The sequence below is a fragment of the Streptomyces sp. NPDC058470 genome (genome assembly GCF_042721055.1).
Lineage (GTDB): Bacteria > Actinomycetota > Actinomycetes > Streptomycetales > Streptomycetaceae > Streptomyces.
Window position 1 is genome coordinate 52099 of the sequence record NZ_JBHXMF010000009.1, and the last position, 18702, is coordinate 70800.

Below are 18702 nucleotides of genomic sequence, written 5' to 3' on the forward strand. Positions count from 1 at the left end.
CTCCCCGTACTCCCCGTACTCCCCGTACTCCCCGTACTCCCCGTACTCCCCGTACTCCCCGTACATCCGGCCACCCACCTTGGCGGATCCCACTACCCCCCGCTCCCCTCCTTCAGCGGCCCCCACAAAGGCACCCGCCCCCGGCGGATAGGCTGACCCCCGTGAAGGTCCTTGTCATCGGTAGTGGCGCCCGCGAACACGCCCTGTGCCGTTCCCTGTCCCTCGACCCCGACGTCACCGCCCTGTACTGCGCCCCCGGGAACGCAGGCATCGCGGAGGTGGCCGAACTGCACGCGGTCGACGCCCTCGACGGCGCTGCTGTGGCCGCGCTGGCCGCGGAGCTCGGCGCCGAGCTGGTGATCGTGGGCCCGGAGGCCCCGCTTGTCGCAGGGGTCGCCGATGCCGTGCGAGCGGTGGGGATCCCCTGCTTCGGCCCTTCCAAGGAGGCAGCGGAGCTGGAGGGTTCCAAGGCCTTCGCCAAGGATGTGATGGCGGGGGCGGGCGTTCCGACGGCACGCTCGTATGTCTGTACGACGCCGGATGAGGTCGAGGAGGCGCTCGACGCCTTCGGTGCCCCGTACGTCGTGAAGGACGACGGGCTCGCGGCCGGCAAGGGTGTCGTCGTGACCGACGACCTCGCGAAGGCCCGTGACCACGCCAACGCCTGCGATCGCGTCGTCATCGAGGAGTTCCTGGACGGCCCCGAGGTCTCCCTCTTCGCGATCGCGGACGGCGAGACAGTGGTCCCGCTGCAGCCCGCCCAGGACTTCAAGCGCGCGCTGGACGGCGATGAGGGCCCGAACACCGGCGGCATGGGCGCGTACTCGCCCCTGCCCTGGGCCGACCCGAAGCTCGTCGAGGAGGTCATGCAGACCGTCCTCCAGCCGACCGTCGACGAGCTGCGTCGCCGGGGCACCCCGTTTTCCGGCCTTCTGTACGCGGGTCTGGCGATCACCAGCCGAGGCGTACGGGTCATCGAGTTCAACGCCCGCTTCGGCGACCCCGAGACCCAGGTGGTGCTGGCCCGCCTGACGACGCCCCTCTCCGGGGTGCTGCTGGCCGCGGCGAACGGCACCCTCGCCGACCTGGCACCCCTGCGCTGGAGCGACGTCGCGGCCGTCACCGTGGTCATCGCCTCGTACAACTATCCGGACACCCCGCGCACCGGCGACCCGATCACCGGGCTCGACGAGGTGGCGGCCCAGGACGCCCCGTACGCGTACGTCCTGCACGCCGGGACGAAGCGCGACGGCGACTCGGTCGTCAGTTCGGGCGGCCGTGTGCTCTCCGTCACGGCGACCGGTACCGATCTCACCGAGGCCCGCGAACGCGCGTACGCGGCGGTCGCCCGTATCGGCCTCGACGGTTCGCAGCACCGCACAGACATCGCGGCGAAGGCGGCGGCAGAGGCATAGAGCCTGGTCAGCGCACTGGCCGACCATAGGCCGCCACTGACTTGTGCGTACCTCGTCAGCAGCACCCTGGGCCCCGGATTCCCCACGGAATTCGGGGCCTGATCATTGCCCACCGTCATCCACCTTTCCCCAAAGCCATTCCATCGAGTGACCGATGCCCCATCCGGCTGACGGGAACCGAGGCCCCAACTAGGGTGCGGCGAAAGCGTTCCGGCACTTGGCCCACCGGCATTGCGATGTCAGTGGCGGGTGCCACAGTGGGGGAGTGAGCAACGCCAGGACATCCGCCGGCGCGGGCTGCGTGACAGCCCGGGTGGGGCGGACCGTAGGGGGTGAGGTCCGGTCGTGACAGGTATGGGTGTGGAGGTGGGCGCGCAGTCGGCGCGCTCCCGGGCTCTCGCCGTGCTGCGCATCCGCAGCAGGGCGCTGGCCGTCGCCCTGCTGCCCGCGGCCGTCGCCGTCGTCCTGTTGGCCGGTGGCTCCACCGGCCACATCACCGGCGAAGGCTGGGACACCGCGCGCTGGATCGTGGCCGTCCTCGCCGCCCTCGTCCTGCTCGCCGCCGCGGGTATCGCGCTCGTCGTCGCCCGTGCCCGGCCCGCTGTGAGTCCCACGGTCGCCATCGCCGAGAAATCGGCGCCCGACCTCTACCGCATGGTCCGCGACCTGGCGGACCGCCTCGATGTCCCCGCTCCCTCGGCGATAGCCCTCACCCCGGACTGCGACAGCTGGCTGGAGGACCGCACCCACCTGTCGCACGGCCGACCGGCTCACGAGGACAGCAACGAAACAGAAGGAGCGCGGGGCCTGCGCGGTATACGCGGGCTGTCGACGCGTTCCCGCCGAGCCGCCTCCGCCGCCCCCGTCCTCGTCATCGGGTCGCCCTTCCTGTGGTGGATGCGGGTGGGAGAACTGCGTGCGGTCCTCGCCCCGGTCGTCGCGGGTACGGGCCCGTCGGCGCACCCCGACATAGCCGCGGCCCGTCGTTTCGTACGGGGCCTGGACGCGGCCGTGGCCGTGGCCGTGACCTCGGCGCCCACCCGCGGTCCGTTGTCCCGCATGGTCCTGGGTGGCGTCGGTTGGGTGACTCGTCTGCTGCTGCGCAGTTGTCGGGGCCATGCGGCCGAAATGGAGCGAGGCGTGGCGGCCGCGGCGGCCGAGCGTGCACAGGCTGTGGACTACGGCCTGCGGATCGTCGCGCAGGAACAGGTGGGACTTGCGTACGCGGGCTGGGACCGGCTGCTGACCCGCGTCGCGCTGCCCGCCTGGCGGATGGGCCGCTGGCCGAACAGGCTGGACGCCGGCGTCGTCGCGGCCCTCACCGAGCTGTCCCGCCGCGATCGCCTCGCCGAGGGGTTCACCTCACGGCTCGGCGAGCGCCCCGCCTGTGACCTGCTCGAAGAGCCCGGCACGGTGGACGAGGCGGCCTCACTGCTCGCCGCCCGCCTCTTCCATGGCGGTCCCGCCGAGGCCGGGCCCGACTGGGCGCCCGTGGACTGGTTGGACTACCCGGAGGAGGTCGTCGACCGCAAATGGCGCGCCGACGCTGCCCGCCTCCACCGGGTCCTGGACGCGCTGGGCGTCGGGCACTCCACGAACCCGGCGACGCCCGACGCGGGTGGTCCCACGCTGGCGCGGGTGATGGATCACCTGATGGCGTCGCCGGACGACCACAGGGACGCGTCGGGCGACGACGACACGGACGTATCAAGTCGGGACCCGCACCCGGCCCCGCACCCGCACCCGGACTCGGCAACGGACCCGGATGCCGCCGGCCTCCTTGCCGTCAATCCCGGGGGCGCGTATGAGGAGATGGGCATAGGCCTGGACGAGGACGACGCGGAGTTCGCCCTCGGGAACGAGCGGACGGCTGCGCTCGCGGCGGGGCTCAGTGCGGAGCTGGCGCGCGAGGAGGCGGCGGCGCCGGCCCTGGCGTCCGGGGCTCCGGCCGGGGGCGGCACCGAGCAGCAGGGCCCCGACCTGGCCTTCTGGGACGACGGACTTCTTCCCCTCTTTCCGCTTCAGCCGCCGCGGACCGGTCGTGAGCTGTTGGCCGATCATGTGACGGCCATGGTGTGCTGTGCCGCGATGGACACGGCGGGGGCTGCGCCGGGGCTCGACTGGCTCGACGGGCCGTCTCTCATCGTCGACGGCGAGCGTGCCGCCGATCTGAGTCCCCGTGTCCTCACCCTCGTCGAGACGGGTGACCCCGCCCCCCTCCGCGACTGGCTCCGGCACCTCGGCGTCCGCCCCGAGAAACCGGTCCGCCTGATCTGACCCCAGCGGTCGCCTTCCCGGCGTGCGGGGGATGGTTTTCCTCGCCCCCTCCGCCCCTACCCATCCCGTACCTGGGGGCTCCGCCCCCAGACCCCCGTATCGCGCCGAACGCGCTCGTCCTCAAACGCCGGACGGGCTGAAACGCCCTCGCCCAGCCGGAGTTGGAGAGTGGAGCTCCGCGGGTTGGGGGTTAAGAATTTCCCCCGGCCGGGGCCGAAGGGTGGGACAGCACTGCCCCACCCTCAAGCGTCGGACGAGCCAAAACTCTCTCGGCGCCCCGCCGGAGCCGAAGGGATGACGACCGCCGGGCCGGAGCCGAAAAGCATTGCCGCCGCCCACGGCCCGCAGCCGAACGACGGCGGAAGGGGGCGTGCCGGTACGTCCAGATGCCCGTCGCGTACGCCCGCGTCACCGGACCCCCACACCCTTGCCCAAGGCCTGATCCGTCGGCGACGGGCGGGACGTACCGGCACGCCCCCGACCCACCCACCGGACGACCCACGCACCCGCACCCGCACCCGCACCGGACGGCAAACGCACGGGCACCCGCACCCGCACCCGCATCCGCACCGGACACCACACACCGATCACCGATCACCGGACACCGGACACCGGGCGGAGCCCCCCGTTCCACTCCTGCCAATTAGCGACGAACGGTGACGGTGTGCGTGCGTAATGTGATGTGCTGGGACCGATCGCGCACATGGCAATGGCTGACAAGGACGACGGGGGCAACAGGGAGGGGAGCTGGCATGGGGTCGGAGCAGATTCGCCGCTGGGAGTCGGGAGCACTCGCTCACGCGGTCACGGACCCCTTCGGCCAGGGGCCCGTTCCCTGGCTCCGCGGTGACGAACAATACTTCGACGACACCGGCCACATGGTCCCGTGGTACATCGACAACGCCCCGGGCGCCACCCGCCTCCCCGAGGCGGAACGCGACGCCAGGCGAGACCCCGGGCACGACCGCAGGCCCGCGACCTCAGCCCACACCCACACCCACACCCACACCCACACCCACACCCACACCCACGCCACCAAGGGACCCATCCCCCACCCCCGAGCCGGAGGCCCCCGCTCGGCCGACGACGTCCACCGCCAGATCAAGGGGTTCGCCTCCACCGGCGCGGCCGCTCCCGGCGAGTCCATCGACTTCCACATCACGGTGGACCCGCCCCAGGAATTCGGCGTCGACATCTACCGCATCGGCCATTACGGAGGCGACGGAGCCTCGAAGATCACCACCAGCCCCCGCCTCTCCGGCATCGTCCAGCCCCCGCCGCTCACCGCCGACCGCACGGTCTCCTGCCACCACTGGTGGCTGTCCTGGCGCCTGCAGATCCCGAGCTACTGGAACATCGGCGCGTACGTGGCCGTACTCACCACCGCGGACGGCTACCGCTCCCACATCCCCTTCACGATCCGCGACGATCACCCGGCGGACCTGCTCCTGCTCCTGCCGGACATCACCTGGCAGGCGTACAACCTCTACCCGGAGGACGGTCACACGGGGGCGAGTCTCTACCACGCCTGGGACGAGAACGGCCGTCTGCTCGGTGAGTCCGACGCCGCGACGACGGTCTCCTTCGACCGCCCGTACGCGGGCGCGGGCCTCCCCCTGCACGTGGGCCACGCCTACGACTTCATCCGCTGGGCCGAGCGCTACGGCTACGACCTCGCCTACGCCGACGCCCGCGATCTGCACGCCGGCCGGATCGACCCCACCCGCTACCGCGGCCTGGTCTTCCCGGGCCACGACGAGTACTGGTCGCCCGCGATGCGCCGCACCACGGAACTCGCCCGCGAGCACGGCACCTCGCTGGTCTTCCTCTCGGCCAACACCATGTACTGGCAAGTGGAGTTGGGCCCGTCCCCGTCCGGCGCTCTGGTCTTCGCCTCGGGAACCTTCGCCTGGTCCCCGGCCCTGGACCGCCCCGGCCACGTGGACCCCCGCATCCAGCGAGCCACGGCCAATCTCCTGGACCGCATCTGCAAACACGACTGAAGGCGCACGGCACCTCTGTAATCACGACTGAAGGCGTAAGGCCCTCTCATATGGGCCCCTCGCAAGGCCCCCCTCGTGGGGCCCGCACCGCGCACCCCGCGCACCCCACGTACCCCCTGGCCAGAGCCACTCCCGCCATACGGGAGAATCGAGCCAATCAGACAGAACCACGGGGAGGAACCGTGTCCGGATTCGTTGAAAAGCCCGAGCCGCTTCAGGTTCCGGGACTGGTGCATCTGCACACCGGCAAGGTGCGCGACCTGTACCAGAACGAGGCGGGCGACCTCGTGATGGTCGCCAGCGACCGCATCTCCGCCTTCGACTGGGTGCTGCCCACAGAGATCCCCGACAAGGGCCGCACGCTCACCCAGCTCTCCCTGTGGTGGTTCGACCAGCTCGCCGACCTGGTCCCCCACCACGTGCTGAGCACCGAACTCCCGCCGGGCGCCCCGGCCGACTGGGCCGGCCGCACCCTGATCTGCAAGTCGCTGCGGATGGTCCCGGTCGAGTGCGTAGCCCGCGGCTACCTCACCGGTTCGGGCCTCGCCGAGTACAAGGAGACCCGCACGGTCTGCGGCCTCGCCCTGCCCGAGGGCCTGACGGACGGCTCCGAACTCCCCGCGCCGATCTTCACCCCGGCCACCAAGGCCGCGGTCGGCGAGCACGACGAGAACGTGTCGTACGAGGAGGTCGCCCGCCAGGTCGGCGCCGAGACCGCGGCCCAGCTGCGCCAGACGACCCTGGCCGTCTACAGCCGCGCCCGCGACATCGCCCGCGACCGGGGCATCATCCTCGCGGACACCAAGTTCGAGTTCGGCTTCGAGGGACGTGCCGAGAGAAGTGCCGACGGAGGCACCGAGGCCCAGACCCTGGTCCTCGCCGACGAGGTGCTGACCCCGGACTCCTCGCGCTTCTGGCCGGCCGAGCAGTGGGAGCCGGGCCACGCGCAGCCGTCGTACGACAAGCAGTTCGTCCGCGACTGGCTGACCTCGCCCGAGTCCGGCTGGGTCCGCGCGAGCGAGCAGCCCCCGCCGGCCCTGCCCCAGCACATCGTGGACGCGACCCGCGCCAAGTACATCGAGGCGTACGAGCGCCTGACGGGCACGAGCTGGTCGTAACGCTCTCACGCTCGTCGGAACGCATGCCAGAGGCCCCGGTCGATGACCGGGGCCTCTGGTTTCTCTGGAGCGGACGACCAGGTTCGAACTGGCGACCTCAACCTTGGCAAGGTTGCGCTCTACCAACTGAGCTACGTCCGCGCAGCGCCGTGGCGCGAGAGCAACTATACCCAACCCCGCTCGCGCGCGAGACGCACCGCCGTGTGCCGGTTCTCGGCCCCGAGCTTGGTCGCGGCGGACGACAGATAGTTCCGTACGGTGCCCTGCGAGAGCGCGGCCCGCTCGGCGATCTCCGCGACGGGCGCCCCGTCGGCGGCGAATTCGAGCACCTCGGCCTCGCGCGCGGTCAGCGGCGAATCCCCGGCGGAGATCGCGTCGGCGGCCAACTCCGGGTCCACGTAACGGTTTCCCGCATGCACCGTACGGATGATCTCCGCGAGTCGCTGCGCACTGACCGTCTTCGGGACGAACCCGCGCACACCCGCCGCAAGCGCCCGCTTCAGATGCCCCGGTCGCCCATGACTCGTCACGATCAGCACTTGGCACGCGGGCAGTTCGGTCCGCAGGGATGTGGCCACCCTCACACCGTCGGCCCCGGGCATCTGAAGATCCAGTACGGCGACATCGGGCGCGTGCGCCCGCGCCATCGCCAGGGCCTCGGGCCCGGTCGCCGCCTCGGCCACCACAACCAGGTCGTCCTCCAGGCCCAGCAGCGCGGCAAGCGCCCCACGGATCAGATGCTCGTCATCGGCGAGCAGAAGGCGTACGAGAGGAGTGGTCGGTCGGGAACTCATGAAGTGACCTCACTCACTGGAGCTGGAGCTGGAGCCGGAGCCGGAGCCGGAGCCGGAAGCCACCCGCCGTCCGGGTCTCTTTCCGAGAAGTCCGCCACAGGTGAAACAGATGCTGCAGATGCCACAGCTTCCCCAACTGCCACAGGCAGCGCCACCACCGCAGTCAACCGGAACACACCACCTCCGACAGGCCCCGCCCGCAGCACCCCGCCCACCTCCGTCAACCGTTCCCGCAGGCCCACGAGCCCGGAGCCCCTCCTGAGCTCCGAGCCCGACCCCTCATCCTGCGCCCCATCCGGCACCCCGTCGTTCTCGACAGTGAGCGTCACCCGTCCCTCCGCCACCCGCAGCGACACCGCGCACCGCCCCGCGTTCCCATGCCGCAGTACGTTCGTCGTGGCTTCCCGTACGACCCAGCCGAGCGGCGACTGGACCTGCGGCGGCAGCCCCGGAGCCGAGCCGCTGATCCGGCAGTCGATGCCGGCGGCGGTCAACACGCCCTGGGCACCTGCCAGTTCGCTGCCCAGGTCGGCCTCCCGGTAGCCGCGTACGACCTCGCGCACCTCCCGCTGCGACTCCTGCGCGATGCGCTGCACCTCGATCATCTGGTCCACGGCCTCAGGCCGCCCGCGTCGTGCCAGCTGCACGGCGAGCTCGCTCTTCAGGGCGATGACCGCGAGGTTGCGGCCCATCACGTCGTGCAGATCGCGTCCGAAGCGCAGCCGTTCCTCGGCGACGGCGAGGCGGGTCCGGGTCTCGCGGGCCTCGTCGAGCGCGTAGACGGTGTTGAGGAGCCACAGGGAGAGGACGGAGGTGGACACGAGGATCCCGCCGACGACCAACTCCGCGCCCGCCGCGCCCAGTGCCGCAGGCCCGGGGACGCCCGCCAGGAAGACCAGGCCGCCGACGCCGGCCGCGGCGCCCATCACCAGGGCGAAGGCGCGCTGCCAGTCGCGGATGCCGAGGGCGATGGTCCCGACGCCGAACGCCGGCACCGTCACGGACAGCATGGCCGCTGCGGACTCGGCCTCGTGGCCGCCGGACCCGTGCTCCGTGAGGACGACCGCGCCGACCGTGATCAGTACGGTCAGCGCGCCCAACGCCCACAGCAGACGTACGGGTCGGTCACGGGTACCCCGAGTCCAGTCGAGCGCCCGGGACGCGGTCAGGGCGCAGCACACACTGTGGGCGCACACCGCCAGCAGGGCCCAGCCCGCGAACAGGGCACCCAACTGACCGACCACCGGGAGCCCGATGCCGGCGATCTCGATCACCGCGAAGAAGTGAAACGACCACCGGGTGTACGTCTCCACCTTCGCCGGCGTGCTCTTCCCCCGCCACCAGACCCCAGGGTTCCGCATCCGCCCGCCCTTGTTGTCGCCCCTCACCGCCGAGGTTCCCATCGGAACCACCGTCGTACAGCAAACACCGCGAGGACCGTCCAGGCCACCGCCGTGACGAGGGCGCCCAGGGTGTCGTGCGCGGAGAGGTCGCCGGTCCAGCCGCCGCGTATCAGGGTGATCACCGGGGTCAGGGGCAGCAGTTCGCAGGCCGAGGCCAGCCGGTCGGGCATGACTTCGAGAGGAATGAAGGTGCCCGAGCCGAGCAGCGAGACCATCAGCAGCGGCATGGTCGCCACCTGGGCGCCCTCCACACTCCTGCTGAAACTCGCGGTGAGCGCCGCGAGCGGGGGCCACATCACGAGGCCCAACAGCAGCCCCAGGACAGCGAGATGGGGTGCCGGGGGCGCCCCCACGTCCAGGAGTACGGCGCAGGCGGCCGTCAGGACCAGGCACTGCACCAGCGCTATCGCCGCCGACGGCAGAGCGGCGCCCGCGAGGATCTCGGCGTCCCGCAACTCCCCGGTGCGCAGCCGCTTGAGGACGAGTTCCTCGCGCCGCGCCGCGTACACGGTCACCAGCGAGCTGTAGACCGCGAAGAGGAGGGAGAAGCCGATGGAGGAGGGCAGGATGACTGACCCTGCCGACAGCCCGGTGCCCTTCAGATCCATATGGTCGACGTTCGCACTGAGGCTGAACGGCAGCAGCATCGGCGCGAACAGCGCCGCGAGAAGCGTCGCCTTCGTACGCCCCAGCAGGGTGAGCTCGGCGCGCGCCAGGGCGCTCATCCGCCCCACGGCAGTGGTAGTAGCCCCCACCGTCTCCGCACTCGTCACAGTCACCGCGCTCACGCCACCGCCTCCTTGTCCGTGCGACCCTCCATACGCGCGTCTCCGCGACCTTCCGTACGCGCGCCCTCGCTCGCCCCCGTTCGACCGGCGCCCGTACGACCGGCCCCCGTACGACCGGCCCCCCTGCGACCGGCCCCCGAGCCACTCCCCGATTCCGCTCCCGCAGCACCCCCCGCCTCCCGAGCGATCCGCAAAAACGCCTCCTCCAGCGAAGCCGACCGCACATCGAGCCCCCGCAGCTCGACCCGCGTCCGCTCCGCCCACACCAGCAGTGCCGTGGCGGTCCGCTGGAGTTCGTGGGTGCGCAGCCGGACCGTGCGCCCCGCCGTCTCGTGCCCGGTGATGCCGAGCGCGGGGAGTGGGGGCAGGTCTCCGAGGAAGTAGCCGTCGGGCAGTTCGAAGGAGATCCGGGACGGCTGGGAGGCGGTCACCTGGGCCGGGGTGCCGGTGGTGGCGATGGCTCCCTCGTGGAGGATCGCCAGCCGGTCGGCCAGTTCCTCTGCCTCTTCGAGGTAGTGGGTGGTCAGCAGCACCGTCGTACCGCCGTCGCGCAGTTCCCGTACCAACTCCCAGGTGCTCCTGCGTCCTTCGGCGTCGAGTCCGGTCGTCGGCTCGTCGAGGAAGAGGACCTCGGGGCGGCCGAGGAGCGCGAGTGCCAGGTCCATGCGCCGCTTCTCGCCCCCGGACAGCTGTTTCACCCGTACGCCGGACCGCCGTGCGAGCCCGATCATGTCCAGGGCCTCCGCCGTGGGGCGCGCGCCGCTGGTGCAGCCCGCCCACATCCGTACGGTCTCCGCGACCGTCAGCTCGGAGGGGAAACCGCCCTCCTGAAGCATCACGCCGATCCGGGGCCGTACGACCGCCCGCTCCTCGTAGGGATCGTGTCCCAGGACCCGCACCCGGCCGGCCGTCGGGGGCGCGAGGCCCTCGAGAAGCTCGACCGTGCTGGTCTTGCCCGCGCCGTTCGTCCCCAGCAGTGCGAAGACCTCACCGCGGCCCACGGAGAACGTGACTCCGCGCACCGCCTCGAAATCGCCCCCGTACACACGTCGCAGATCCGTGACCTCGATCACGTCATCGTGCTCGTTGTGCTCATTCGTGTTCATGGATTCAGCGTCCCCGCCGACGGTCCCCGGCAGCAGTGCGCGGTGTCATCACTCCGCATGACATATGTCAGACGCCGACACGGAGGGGAGGACGGTGGAACGACAAAGGCCCCGGTCGATGACCGGAGCCTTTGCTTTCTCTGGAGCGGACGACCAGGTTCGAACTGGCGACCTCAACCTTGGCAAGGTTGCGCTCTACCAACTGAGCTACGTCCGCATTGCCTCCGACCGGCTCTCACCGATCGGCGCGGGCACCACCTTACCTGATCCAAATGGATGGTTGGTAAGGGATGCAGAGCGGGTGACAGGAATTGCACACTGCGCCTTCCCCCTGGAAGGGGGATGTTCTGCTACTGAACTACACCCGCGTGACCCCGTGAGGTTCGGCTTTTCGGCCTTGCCCCTCGGCGTGTTCCAGACTCTAGCTGATCAGCGGGGGGTCAGCGCAAGTCGGCTTCGTCCAGGGGCGGATGACCGGCCGGACGGAGGCCTCGGCCGGTCGGCGGCCGGTCAGTCGTCGGTCACCCGACGGTCGGCCGACGGTCGTCGGCCGACCGACGGCCGGTCACGGAGCCCCGGTTTCAGTGCGCCTCGGCGAACGCCTCGTAGACCTTCTTGGGGATGCGGCCGCGCGGCGGCACCTCCAGCTTGTTCGAGCGGGCCCAGGCGCGGACGGCCGCCGGGTCGGGGGTCAACGCGGTGTGCGTGTACGCCTTCCCGGACCTCGATTGCTTGCGGCCGGCCTCCAGGTAGGGCGCGAGCACCTTACGCAGTTTCTTGGCATTGGCTGGATTGAGGTCGATCTCGTACGACTTGCCGTCCAGTCCGAAGGCGATCGTTTCCGCCGCTTCTGAGCCGTCGATGTCGTCAAAGAGAGTGACCACGACACGCTGCGCCACGAATATCGGTCCCTTCGTGCGGCACCCCTGCGATCAAGCGTCATGACGTGCGGAGACGTCACGGAGTTGTCGAGGAGTTGCCGACTGTCCGGCTGTTATTGGGCAAAGTATCGGCTATTGCGATTTCCTTTGTACAGTGCCCGGCATTGCATTGTGAAGCCCGACTAAATCCTTCCGCGTGTCCGGAGGCAATGGGGTCCTGCCGCTCTTCTGCGGTTTTTCCCAGGATTTTCCGTGGAGGCCCCCGCGTCGATGCGAGATCGTGATCGGGCTCACGTAGGATTCTACGAATCTACGCGAGTAGAAATTTTGTGCGGGTAGTCTGAAGCGACCTGCTCAGCACCACACACCGGGAGTGCCAGTGGCACGCGTCGTAGTCGACGTCATGCTCAAGCCGGAGATCCTCGACCCCCAGGGCCAGGCGGTGCAGCGTGCACTGCCGCGTCTTGGTTTCGAGGGCGTCTCCGACGTACGTCAGGGAAAGCGATTCGAACTGGAAGTGGACGGACCGGTGGACGACGCCGCGCTCGCCCGCATCCACGAACTCGCGGAATCCTTCCTCGCCAACACCGTGATCGAGGACTTCACGGTCAAGGTCGAGGAAGTCGCGGAGGCAGGAAAGTGACCGCTCGTATTGGAGTCGTCACCTTTCCCGGAAGCCTGGACGACCGGGACACGCAGCGCGCGATCCGGCTCGCCGGTGCCGAACCCGTCGCTCTCTGGCACAAGGACAAGGACCTGAAGCAGGTCGACGCCGTGGTGCTGCCGGGCGGTTTCTCGTACGGGGACTATCTGCGGGCCGGTGCCATCTCGCGCTTCTCGCCGGTGATGGAGACCGTCATCGGACAGGCGAAGTCCGGAATGCCGGTTCTCGGCATCTGCAACGGCTTCCAGGTCCTCACCGAGGCGCACCTCCTGCCGGGCGCGATGCTCGGCAACAACCACCTGCACTTCATCTGCCGCGACCAGAAGCTGCGGGTGGAAAACGCGGAGACCGCCTGGACCGCCGACTACACGGCCGGCCAGGAGATCCACATCCCGTTGAAGAACATGGACGGGCGGTACGTCGCCGACGAGCGCACCCTCGACGAGCTGGAGGCCGAGGGGCGGGTCGTCTTCCGCTACCAGGTCCACGGCGCAGCCGCTGATGGATACGGCAACCCCAACGGGTCGCTCCGGGACATCGCCGGCATCACGAACGAGGCCGGGAACATCGTCGGCCTGATGCCGCACCCCGAGCACGCTGTCGACCCCCTTGTCGGTACCGGTCGTACCGACGGCCTACCCTTCTTCACGTCGATCCTCAAGAAGCTGGTCACCGCATGAGCCGCACGCCTCTGGACACGGTCGAGAACGCGGCCGCGACCCCCGACGTCGAGCTGCCCTGGGCCGAACTCGGCCTGAAGAAGGACGAGTACGAGCGGGTCGTGGAGATCCTCGGCCGCCGCCCGACCGGCGCCGAGCTCGCCATGTACTCGGTCATGTGGTCCGAGCACTGCAGTTACAAGTCCTCGAAGGTCCACCTCCGCCAGTTCGGCGAGAAGGCGCCCCAGTCGGACGCCCTCCTCGTCGGTATCGGCGAGAACGCGGGCGTGGTCGACGTCGGCCAGGGGTACGCCGTCACCTTCAAGGTCGAGTCGCACAACCACCCCTCGTACGTGGAGCCTTACCAGGGCGCGGCCACGGGCGTCGGCGGCATCGTGCGCGACATCATCGCGATGGGGGCCAGGCCCGTCGCGGTCGTCGACCCGCTGCGCTTCGGTGCGGCGGACCACCCCGACACCAAGCGCGTGCTGCCCGGTGTCGTCGCCGGCATCGGCGGCTACGGCAACTGTCTGGGCCTGCCGAACATCGGCGGCGAGGTCGTCTTCGACGCCTGCTACCAGGGCAACCCGCTCGTCAACGCCGGTGCCATCGGCGTCATGCGGCACGAGGACATCCACCTCGCGAAGGCATCCGGCTCGGGCAACAAGGTCATCCTGTACGGGGCTCGCACGGGCGGCGACGGCATCGGCGGCGCCTCGATCCTCGCGTCGGAGACCTTCGACGACGCCAAGCCTTCGAAGCGGCCCGCCGTCCAGGTCGGCGACCCCTTCCAGGAGAAGCTCCTCATCGAGTGCACCCTCGAAGCCTTCGCCGAGAAGCTGGTCGTCGGTATCCAGGACCTCGGCGCGGCCGGACTCTCCTGCGCCACCAGCGAGTTGGCGTCCAACGGCTCCGGCGGCATGCGCGTGACGCTGGACGACGTACCGCTGCGCGACTCGACTCTCTCGCCCGAGGAAATCCTCATGAGCGAGTCGCAGGAGCGCATGTGCGCGGTCGTCGAGCCGGCGAAGGTCGACCGCTTCCTGGAGATCTGCGACAAGTGGGATGTCATCGCCACGGTGATCGGTGAGGTCACCGACGGCGACCGCCTGGAGATCTACTGGCACGGCGGCAAGATCGTCGACGTCGACCCCCGCACGGTCGCGCACGACGGCCCGGTCTACGAGCGGCCCTACGCCCGTCCGGAGTGGCAGGACGCGCTCCAGGCCGACGACGCCAACAAGCTCCCGCGCCCGGCCACCAGTGCTGAACTCAAGGACCAGGTCCTGAAGTTGGTGGCCTCGCCCAACCAGGCCTCCAAGTCCTGGATCACCTCCCAGTACGACCACTTCGTGCAGGGCAACACGGTGCTGGCGCAGCCCGAGGACTCGGGCATGATCCGCATCGACGAGGAGACCGGACTCGGCGTCGCCATCGCCACGGACGGCAACGGCCGGTTCGCGAAGCTCGACCCGTACGCGGGCGCCCAGCTCGCGCTCTCGGAGGCGTACCGGAACGTCGCGACGACCGGCGCCAAGCCGCTCGCCGTCTCCGACTGCCTGAACTTCGGTTCGCCCGAGGACCCGGCGGTGATGTGGCAGTTCGTGGAGGCCGTCCGTGGACTGGCCGACGCCTGCCAGCAGTTGGGCACACCGGTGACCGGCGGCAACGTCTCGCTCTACAACCAGACGGGCGAGGTGGCCATCCACCCGACGCCGGTGGTCGCCGTCCTCGGCGTCATCGACGACGTGGCCCGCCGCACCCCGGTCGCCTTCCAGGAGGAGGGGCAGCTGCTCTACCTTCTCGGCGACACCCGCGAGGAGTTCGGCGGTTCGGCCTGGTCGCAGGTCGTCCACGACCATCTCGGCGGCCTGCCTCCGAAGGTCGACCTGGAGCGTGAGCGCCTGCTCGCCGAGATCCTGATCTCCGCCTCCCGCGACGGCATGATCGACTCCGCGCACGACCTGTCCGACGGCGGCCTGATCCAGGCGGTCGTGGAGTCGGCGCTCCTCGGCGGCAAGGGCGCGCGTCTCGTCGTACCCGACGAACTCGACGCCTTCACCTTCCTGTTCTCCGAGTCCGCGGGCCGCGCGGTCGTCGCCATCCCGCGCTCGGAGGAGCTCCGCTTCAACGACATGTGCGGGGCGCGGGGCCTGCCCGTCACCCGCATCGGCGTCGTCGACGGCGACTCCGTCGAGGTCCAGGGCGAGTTCACCCTCCCCCTGACCGAACTGCGCACGGCACACGAGGAGACGATCCCGGCGCTGCTCGCGTAGAGCCCTACAGCTGTTGTCGGTCGTCGAGGGCCCCGCCCGTTTCCGGAGGGGGCCCTCGACGTGCCCGTGACCCTCTTGATTGGTTCTACGTAATTACGTAATTTACGGTCATGGACCTGGAGCAGCGCGTCGCGGATCTGGAGCGGCGTCTCGATGCCCTGGAGAGTGCGGATCCCGCCGTGCCCGTTGCGTCCGGCGGCGACTTCTGGGCCCTCGAAGGGCTCAAGGAGCAGCTCGCCCAAGTGGCGGGCGGTGGAGTGCTGTTCACGGGTGCGGTGCGGCTGCCGACCGAGGAGCGGTACGAGTGGCAGTACCAGCTGCTCACCGGGCAACTGCTCGACACCGACTGGAGCGAGGCGGCCGAGGTGTTCGCCGCGCTCGGGCACCCGCTGCGGCTGCGGCTGCTGCGCGAGATCCTCGGCGGCCGATGTACGGCCACCGAACTGGCCGGGCTCGACGACGTGGGGACGAGCGGTCAGATCTACCACCACCTGCGGCAGTTGACCGCCGCGGGCTGGCTGCGGCAGGCGGGGCGCGGCCGTTACGAGATCCCGGCGGGGCGGGTCGTCCCTCTCCTCGTGGCGCTGGCCACGGCTCGCCCGGCCTGAGAAACCTTCGACCATTCCGGCACATTGGGGGAACCGTGTTGGTCCGCAAGTCCGCGATGGTTGTGTACCGGTCGCTCCAACTGACCTTCCTGGCCATGGCCCTGGCAGAGCTGTTCGTGCCCGACTACCCGATCGACGGGCGGTGGGCGCTCCTGCCGCTCCTGCTGTCCGTCCCCCTCGGGATGGTCGTGAGCCGGAGCGGGCCCCCGCGCAAGCTCGCCGACCGTCCGCCGGTGGAGGTGGAGCCGCCGGTCAGGGGCCGCTGGACCGCCGTGAACAGCCCGGCCACCAGAGTGCCGAGCCATCGCACCCACGCGTACGGGCAGACGTACGCGATCGACATCGTGGCGGAGCCCGGGAGTGGCCCGCAGGCCCGTCCCGCCTTCGCCAGGCTCTGGCCGATCGCTCGCCGCAACCGCTCCTTCCCCGCGTACGACGAGCCGCTGTTCGCCGTGGCCGACGCCACGGTGGTGCACGCCGGCGACTGGATGCGCGACCATCTCAGCCGCAACTCCCTGCCGGCGATCGGCTATCTGATGCTGATCGAGGCCTGGGTCCGGGAGACCGGTGGCGCGAGTTGGATCGTCGGCAACCACGTCGTCCTGGACCTGGGCACGGGGTGTACGCGATGTACGGCCATCTGCGCGGCGGCTCCCTCACCGTCGGGCCCGGCGACCGGGTGCGCGCCGGTCAGCTGATCGCCCGCTGCGGCAACTCCGGCAACTCCACCGAACCGCATGTGCACTTCCAGCTGATGGACGGCCCGGACCTGGACGCGGCCCGCGGCATCCCCTTCACCTGGCGGGGCATCGGGGTGCCCGGCAACGGAGAGACGTTCACGGCGCCGGCGACCCCCTCCCTCGCGTCCGAGGCCCCTGCCTCCCTCTCCGACTAGGCTCACCGTCATGCCCCCGGCCAAAAAAAGACGCGCCCGTACGTACGACTCCGCCAGGATCCGCGCCGCGGTGCTGGCCCAGTTCGGGTACGTAAGGGAAGGCGTACGCGGCCTCGGTGACGAGGAGTTGGCGCGGCCCACGGACCTCGGGGAGTGGACCGTGAGGGACTTGGCCGCGCATGTGACCATGGCCGTGGAGACCGTCAGCCGGAACATCGACAGGCCGGAGCCAGGGAAGCGGGAACTCGGCCTGCTCGACTGGCCGTTCGCGGCCGCCGCGCGATCCGGTGACATCGCCGAGGGCACCCGCGAGCTCGCCGGGAGCAACCCCGACCTCGACGCGCTCTACGCCCGTACCGAGGAGCGGATCAGGGAGCGGCTGATCACGGCCCCGGACGACCGACTGGTCGCCGCCCGTACCGGAGCCATGACCCTTGGTGACTATCTCGTCACGCGCACCGTCGAGCTCGTCGTGCACACGGACGACCTGAACCGGGCCGTGCCGGGTCTCGACATCCCCTGGGACCGCCAGGCGCTTGCCGCCTGCACCCGGCTGCTCGCCGACGCGCTCGCGGTGAAGGCGCCCGGCGCCTCGACGGAGGTGCGGATTCCGCCGTACGCGGTGGTGCAGTGCGTGGAGGGCCCGCGGCACACGCGGGGCACTCCGCCGAACGTCGTGGAGACCGACCCGCTGACCTGGATCCGGCTCGCGACGGGACGTACGGAGTGGAAGGCGGCTCTGGAGGACGCCAAGGTCAGAGCGAGCGGGGAGCGGGCGGACCTGGGCGGACTGCTGCCGCTCATGGGCTGAGGCGGTCCCGAAGGACGGTCCCCCGGCATGAGCTGAGGCGGTCCCGAAAGACGGTCCCCCGGCATGAGCTGAGGCACCCGGAAGGCCACCCCCGTCACGACCTGGGTGGAACCAAGTACCCCACCCGCCCCGTCACATCGGCATGTACAGGCAGCGACTCACCCTCACCGTCCTGACCCTCATCCCGCTCGCCGTGGCCTGCGGCAATGAAACCGGTAGCGGGACCGGCGGCAGCTCGGTCGGCTCCGGCGCCCAGGCGGATGTCACCGGCGCCCACTGGACCATCGACAGCGTCACCGTGGACGGCACCAGTCACCCAGCCCCCGACGGAGCGAACGTCGAGTTCGGCGAGGACGGCAAGGTCCAGGGGAACTACGGCTGCAACCACTTCAGCGCGACCGCGACCTTCAAGGACGGCCGTATCGACCTCGGTGACCCGTCGATGACGGAGATGGCCTGCGAGGAGGTCCCCATGGAGTTCGAGCAGACCCTCGCGCGCACGCTCGCCGACGGCGCCCTCACCACGGCGGCCAAGGGCGACGAGCTCACCCTCACCACCGGCGCCGGCGACCGCGTCCACCTCACCAAGGAGCAGGCCGCGCCTCTCTACGGCACCAGGTGGAACGTCACGGCACTCGGTGCCGGGGAGGTGTCCCACTCCCTCCCGGAGGGTGCCGCGCCGTACCTCGTCCTCGACAAGGCGAAGGGCACGGTCACAGGCCACCTCGGCTGCAACGACGTGTCCGCGAAGGCCACCGTCCAGGGCGGACACATCACCCTCGGAACCCCGAAGACCACCCGCATGATGTGCGACAGCTCACTCATGGAGACCGAGAAGGCCCTGCTGGGCCTCTTCGACGGCAAGGTCGACTACGGGTTGGATCACCGATCCCTCACGCTGACCAGCGCAAACGGCGAAAATGTGACGGCTGTCGCCGGTAAGTGAACCGTCAGAGTCCCGTATCCCCAATTCGGACCGGTGGTCGATCTCGCCTACACTCGGT

At 70.2% G+C, this 18702-nt stretch carries 15 protein-coding genes, 3 tRNA genes and 1 pseudogene; 11 read left to right on the forward strand and 8 right to left on the reverse strand.

Annotated elements, in window-relative coordinates; all coding sequences use genetic code 11:
• Positions 1 to 161: 161 nt before the first annotated feature.
• The 4 genes from purD to ACFWP7_RS09140 all read left to right on the forward strand — a co-directional run bounded on the left by purD (position 162) and on the right by ACFWP7_RS09140 (position 6813).
• A complete protein-coding gene (gene purD, locus ACFWP7_RS09125) occupies positions 162 to 1415 on the forward strand; it encodes a phosphoribosylamine--glycine ligase (protein ID WP_384378401.1) in 1254 nt (417 codons plus the stop codon).
• 354 nt (positions 1416 to 1769) lie between these two features.
• Positions 1770 to 3692 (forward strand): hypothetical protein, encoded by a 1923-nt coding sequence (locus tag ACFWP7_RS09130; protein ID WP_384378674.1) that lies wholly within the window; start codon positions 1770 to 1772, stop codon positions 3690 to 3692.
• Positions 3693 to 4444: 752 nt separating this feature from the next.
• On the forward strand, positions 4445 to 5695 hold the full coding sequence (locus ACFWP7_RS09135; protein WP_384378404.1) for a N,N-dimethylformamidase beta subunit family domain-containing protein: 1251 nt from the start codon (positions 4445 to 4447) through the stop codon (positions 5693 to 5695).
• A 182-nt stretch (positions 5696 to 5877) separates the two neighbouring features.
• The gene (locus ACFWP7_RS09140) at positions 5878 to 6813 is read left to right on the forward strand and encodes a phosphoribosylaminoimidazolesuccinocarboxamide synthase (RefSeq protein ID WP_384378407.1); all 936 of its coding nucleotides are present in this window, start codon (positions 5878 to 5880) and stop codon (positions 6811 to 6813) included.
• A 65-nt stretch (positions 6814 to 6878) separates the two neighbouring features.
• Here the strand turns inward: ACFWP7_RS09140 and ACFWP7_RS09145 are convergent.
• The 8 genes from ACFWP7_RS09145 to ACFWP7_RS09180 all read right to left on the reverse strand — a co-directional run bounded on the left by ACFWP7_RS09145 (position 6879) and on the right by ACFWP7_RS09180 (position 11803).
• Positions 6879 to 6954 (reverse strand) — tRNA-Gly (locus tag ACFWP7_RS09145).
• Between the two features lie 23 nt (positions 6955 to 6977).
• On the reverse strand, positions 6978 to 7607 hold the full coding sequence (locus ACFWP7_RS09150; RefSeq protein ID WP_384378410.1) for a response regulator: 630 nt from the start codon (positions 7605 to 7607) through the stop codon (positions 6978 to 6980).
• Positions 7604 to 8968: a sensor histidine kinase gene (locus ACFWP7_RS09155; protein ID WP_384378677.1), complete on the reverse strand. Its 1365-nt coding sequence runs from the start codon at positions 8966 to 8968 to the stop codon at positions 7604 to 7606. Before ACFWP7_RS09155 ends, ACFWP7_RS09150 begins: the two co-directional genes overlap by 4 nt.
• Before the next feature lie 23 nt (positions 8969 to 8991).
• Positions 8992 to 9735: an ABC transporter permease gene (locus ACFWP7_RS09160; RefSeq protein WP_384378680.1), complete on the reverse strand. Its 744-nt coding sequence runs from the start codon at positions 9733 to 9735 to the stop codon at positions 8992 to 8994.
• 59 nt (positions 9736 to 9794) lie between these two features.
• Positions 9795 to 10904 carry an ABC transporter ATP-binding protein gene (locus tag ACFWP7_RS09165; protein WP_384378413.1) on the reverse strand — a complete coding sequence of 370 codons (1110 nt, stop codon included), beginning with the start codon at positions 10902 to 10904 and terminating at the stop codon, positions 9795 to 9797.
• Positions 10905 to 11045: 141 nt separating this feature from the next.
• Positions 11046 to 11121: transfer RNA gene (locus ACFWP7_RS09170), tRNA-Gly, on the reverse strand.
• Between the two features lie 79 nt (positions 11122 to 11200).
• A tRNA-Gly gene (locus ACFWP7_RS09175) sits at positions 11201 to 11272 on the reverse strand.
• Between the two features lie 213 nt (positions 11273 to 11485).
• A complete protein-coding gene (locus ACFWP7_RS09180) occupies positions 11486 to 11803 on the reverse strand; it encodes an Lsr2 family protein (RefSeq protein ID WP_384378416.1) in 318 nt (105 codons plus the stop codon).
• 361 nt (positions 11804 to 12164) lie between these two features.
• On the opposite strand from ACFWP7_RS09180, the gene purS reads away from it, so the two are divergent.
• The 7 genes and pseudogenes from purS to ACFWP7_RS09215 all read left to right on the forward strand — a co-directional run bounded on the left by purS (position 12165) and on the right by ACFWP7_RS09215 (position 18644).
• Entirely contained in the window at positions 12165 to 12428 is a 264-nt protein-coding gene (purS, locus tag ACFWP7_RS09185) for a phosphoribosylformylglycinamidine synthase subunit PurS (protein ID WP_005482678.1), read from the forward strand.
• Positions 12425 to 13129: a phosphoribosylformylglycinamidine synthase subunit PurQ gene (gene purQ / locus ACFWP7_RS09190; RefSeq protein WP_384378419.1), complete on the forward strand. Its 705-nt coding sequence runs from the start codon at positions 12425 to 12427 to the stop codon at positions 13127 to 13129. Before purS ends, purQ begins: the two co-directional genes overlap by 4 nt.
• Complete coding sequence (gene purL / locus ACFWP7_RS09195) at positions 13126 to 15384, forward strand: phosphoribosylformylglycinamidine synthase subunit PurL (protein ID WP_384378422.1); 2259 nt, start codon at positions 13126 to 13128, stop codon at positions 15382 to 15384. The genes purQ and purL overlap by 4 nt, the downstream gene beginning before the upstream one ends.
• A 110-nt stretch (positions 15385 to 15494) precedes the next feature.
• On the forward strand, positions 15495 to 15992 hold the full coding sequence (locus tag ACFWP7_RS09200) for an ArsR/SmtB family transcription factor (protein ID WP_384378425.1): 498 nt from the start codon (positions 15495 to 15497) through the stop codon (positions 15990 to 15992).
• A 56-nt stretch (positions 15993 to 16048) separates the two neighbouring features.
• Positions 16049 to 16887: pseudogene (locus ACFWP7_RS09205) on the forward strand (M23 family metallopeptidase).
• A gap of 10 nt (positions 16888 to 16897) precedes the next feature.
• On the forward strand, positions 16898 to 17698 hold the full coding sequence (locus tag ACFWP7_RS09210) for a sterol carrier family protein (RefSeq protein ID WP_384378428.1): 801 nt from the start codon (positions 16898 to 16900) through the stop codon (positions 17696 to 17698).
• A gap of 142 nt (positions 17699 to 17840) precedes the next feature.
• Complete coding sequence (locus ACFWP7_RS09215; protein ID WP_384378431.1) at positions 17841 to 18644, forward strand: META domain-containing protein; 804 nt, start codon at positions 17841 to 17843, stop codon at positions 18642 to 18644.
• Positions 18645 to 18702 lie beyond the last annotated feature (58 nt).

What these genes read in the sequence shown, in the direction of transcription:
- ACFWP7_RS09130 (WP_384378674.1), top strand. Translation starts at nt 1,770, where the DNA reads ATGGGTGTGGAGGTGGGCGCGCAGTCGGCGCGCTCCCGGGCTCTCGCC.
- ACFWP7_RS09135 (WP_384378404.1), top strand. Translation starts at nt 4,445, where the DNA reads ATGGGGTCGGAGCAGATTCGCCGCTGGGAGTCGGGAGCACTCGCTCAC.
- ACFWP7_RS09150 (WP_384378410.1), bottom strand. Translation starts at nt 7,607, where the DNA reads ATGAGTTCCCGACCGACCACTCCTCTCGTACGCCTTCTGCTCGCCGAT.
- ACFWP7_RS09155 (WP_384378677.1), bottom strand. Translation starts at nt 8,968, where the DNA reads ATGCGGAACCCTGGGGTCTGGTGGCGGGGGAAGAGCACGCCGGCGAAG.
- ACFWP7_RS09160 (WP_384378680.1), bottom strand. Translation starts at nt 9,735, where the DNA reads ATGAGCGCCCTGGCGCGCGCCGAGCTCACCCTGCTGGGGCGTACGAAG.
- ACFWP7_RS09165 (WP_384378413.1), bottom strand. Translation starts at nt 10,904, where the DNA reads ATGAACACGAATGAGCACAACGAGCACGATGACGTGATCGAGGTCACG.
- purL (WP_384378422.1), top strand. Translation starts at nt 13,126, where the DNA reads ATGAGCCGCACGCCTCTGGACACGGTCGAGAACGCGGCCGCGACCCCC.
- ACFWP7_RS09200 (WP_384378425.1), top strand. Translation starts at nt 15,495, where the DNA reads ATGGACCTGGAGCAGCGCGTCGCGGATCTGGAGCGGCGTCTCGATGCC.
- ACFWP7_RS09210 (WP_384378428.1), top strand. Translation starts at nt 16,898, where the DNA reads ATGCCCCCGGCCAAAAAAAGACGCGCCCGTACGTACGACTCCGCCAGG.
- ACFWP7_RS09215 (WP_384378431.1), top strand. Translation starts at nt 17,841, where the DNA reads ATGTACAGGCAGCGACTCACCCTCACCGTCCTGACCCTCATCCCGCTC.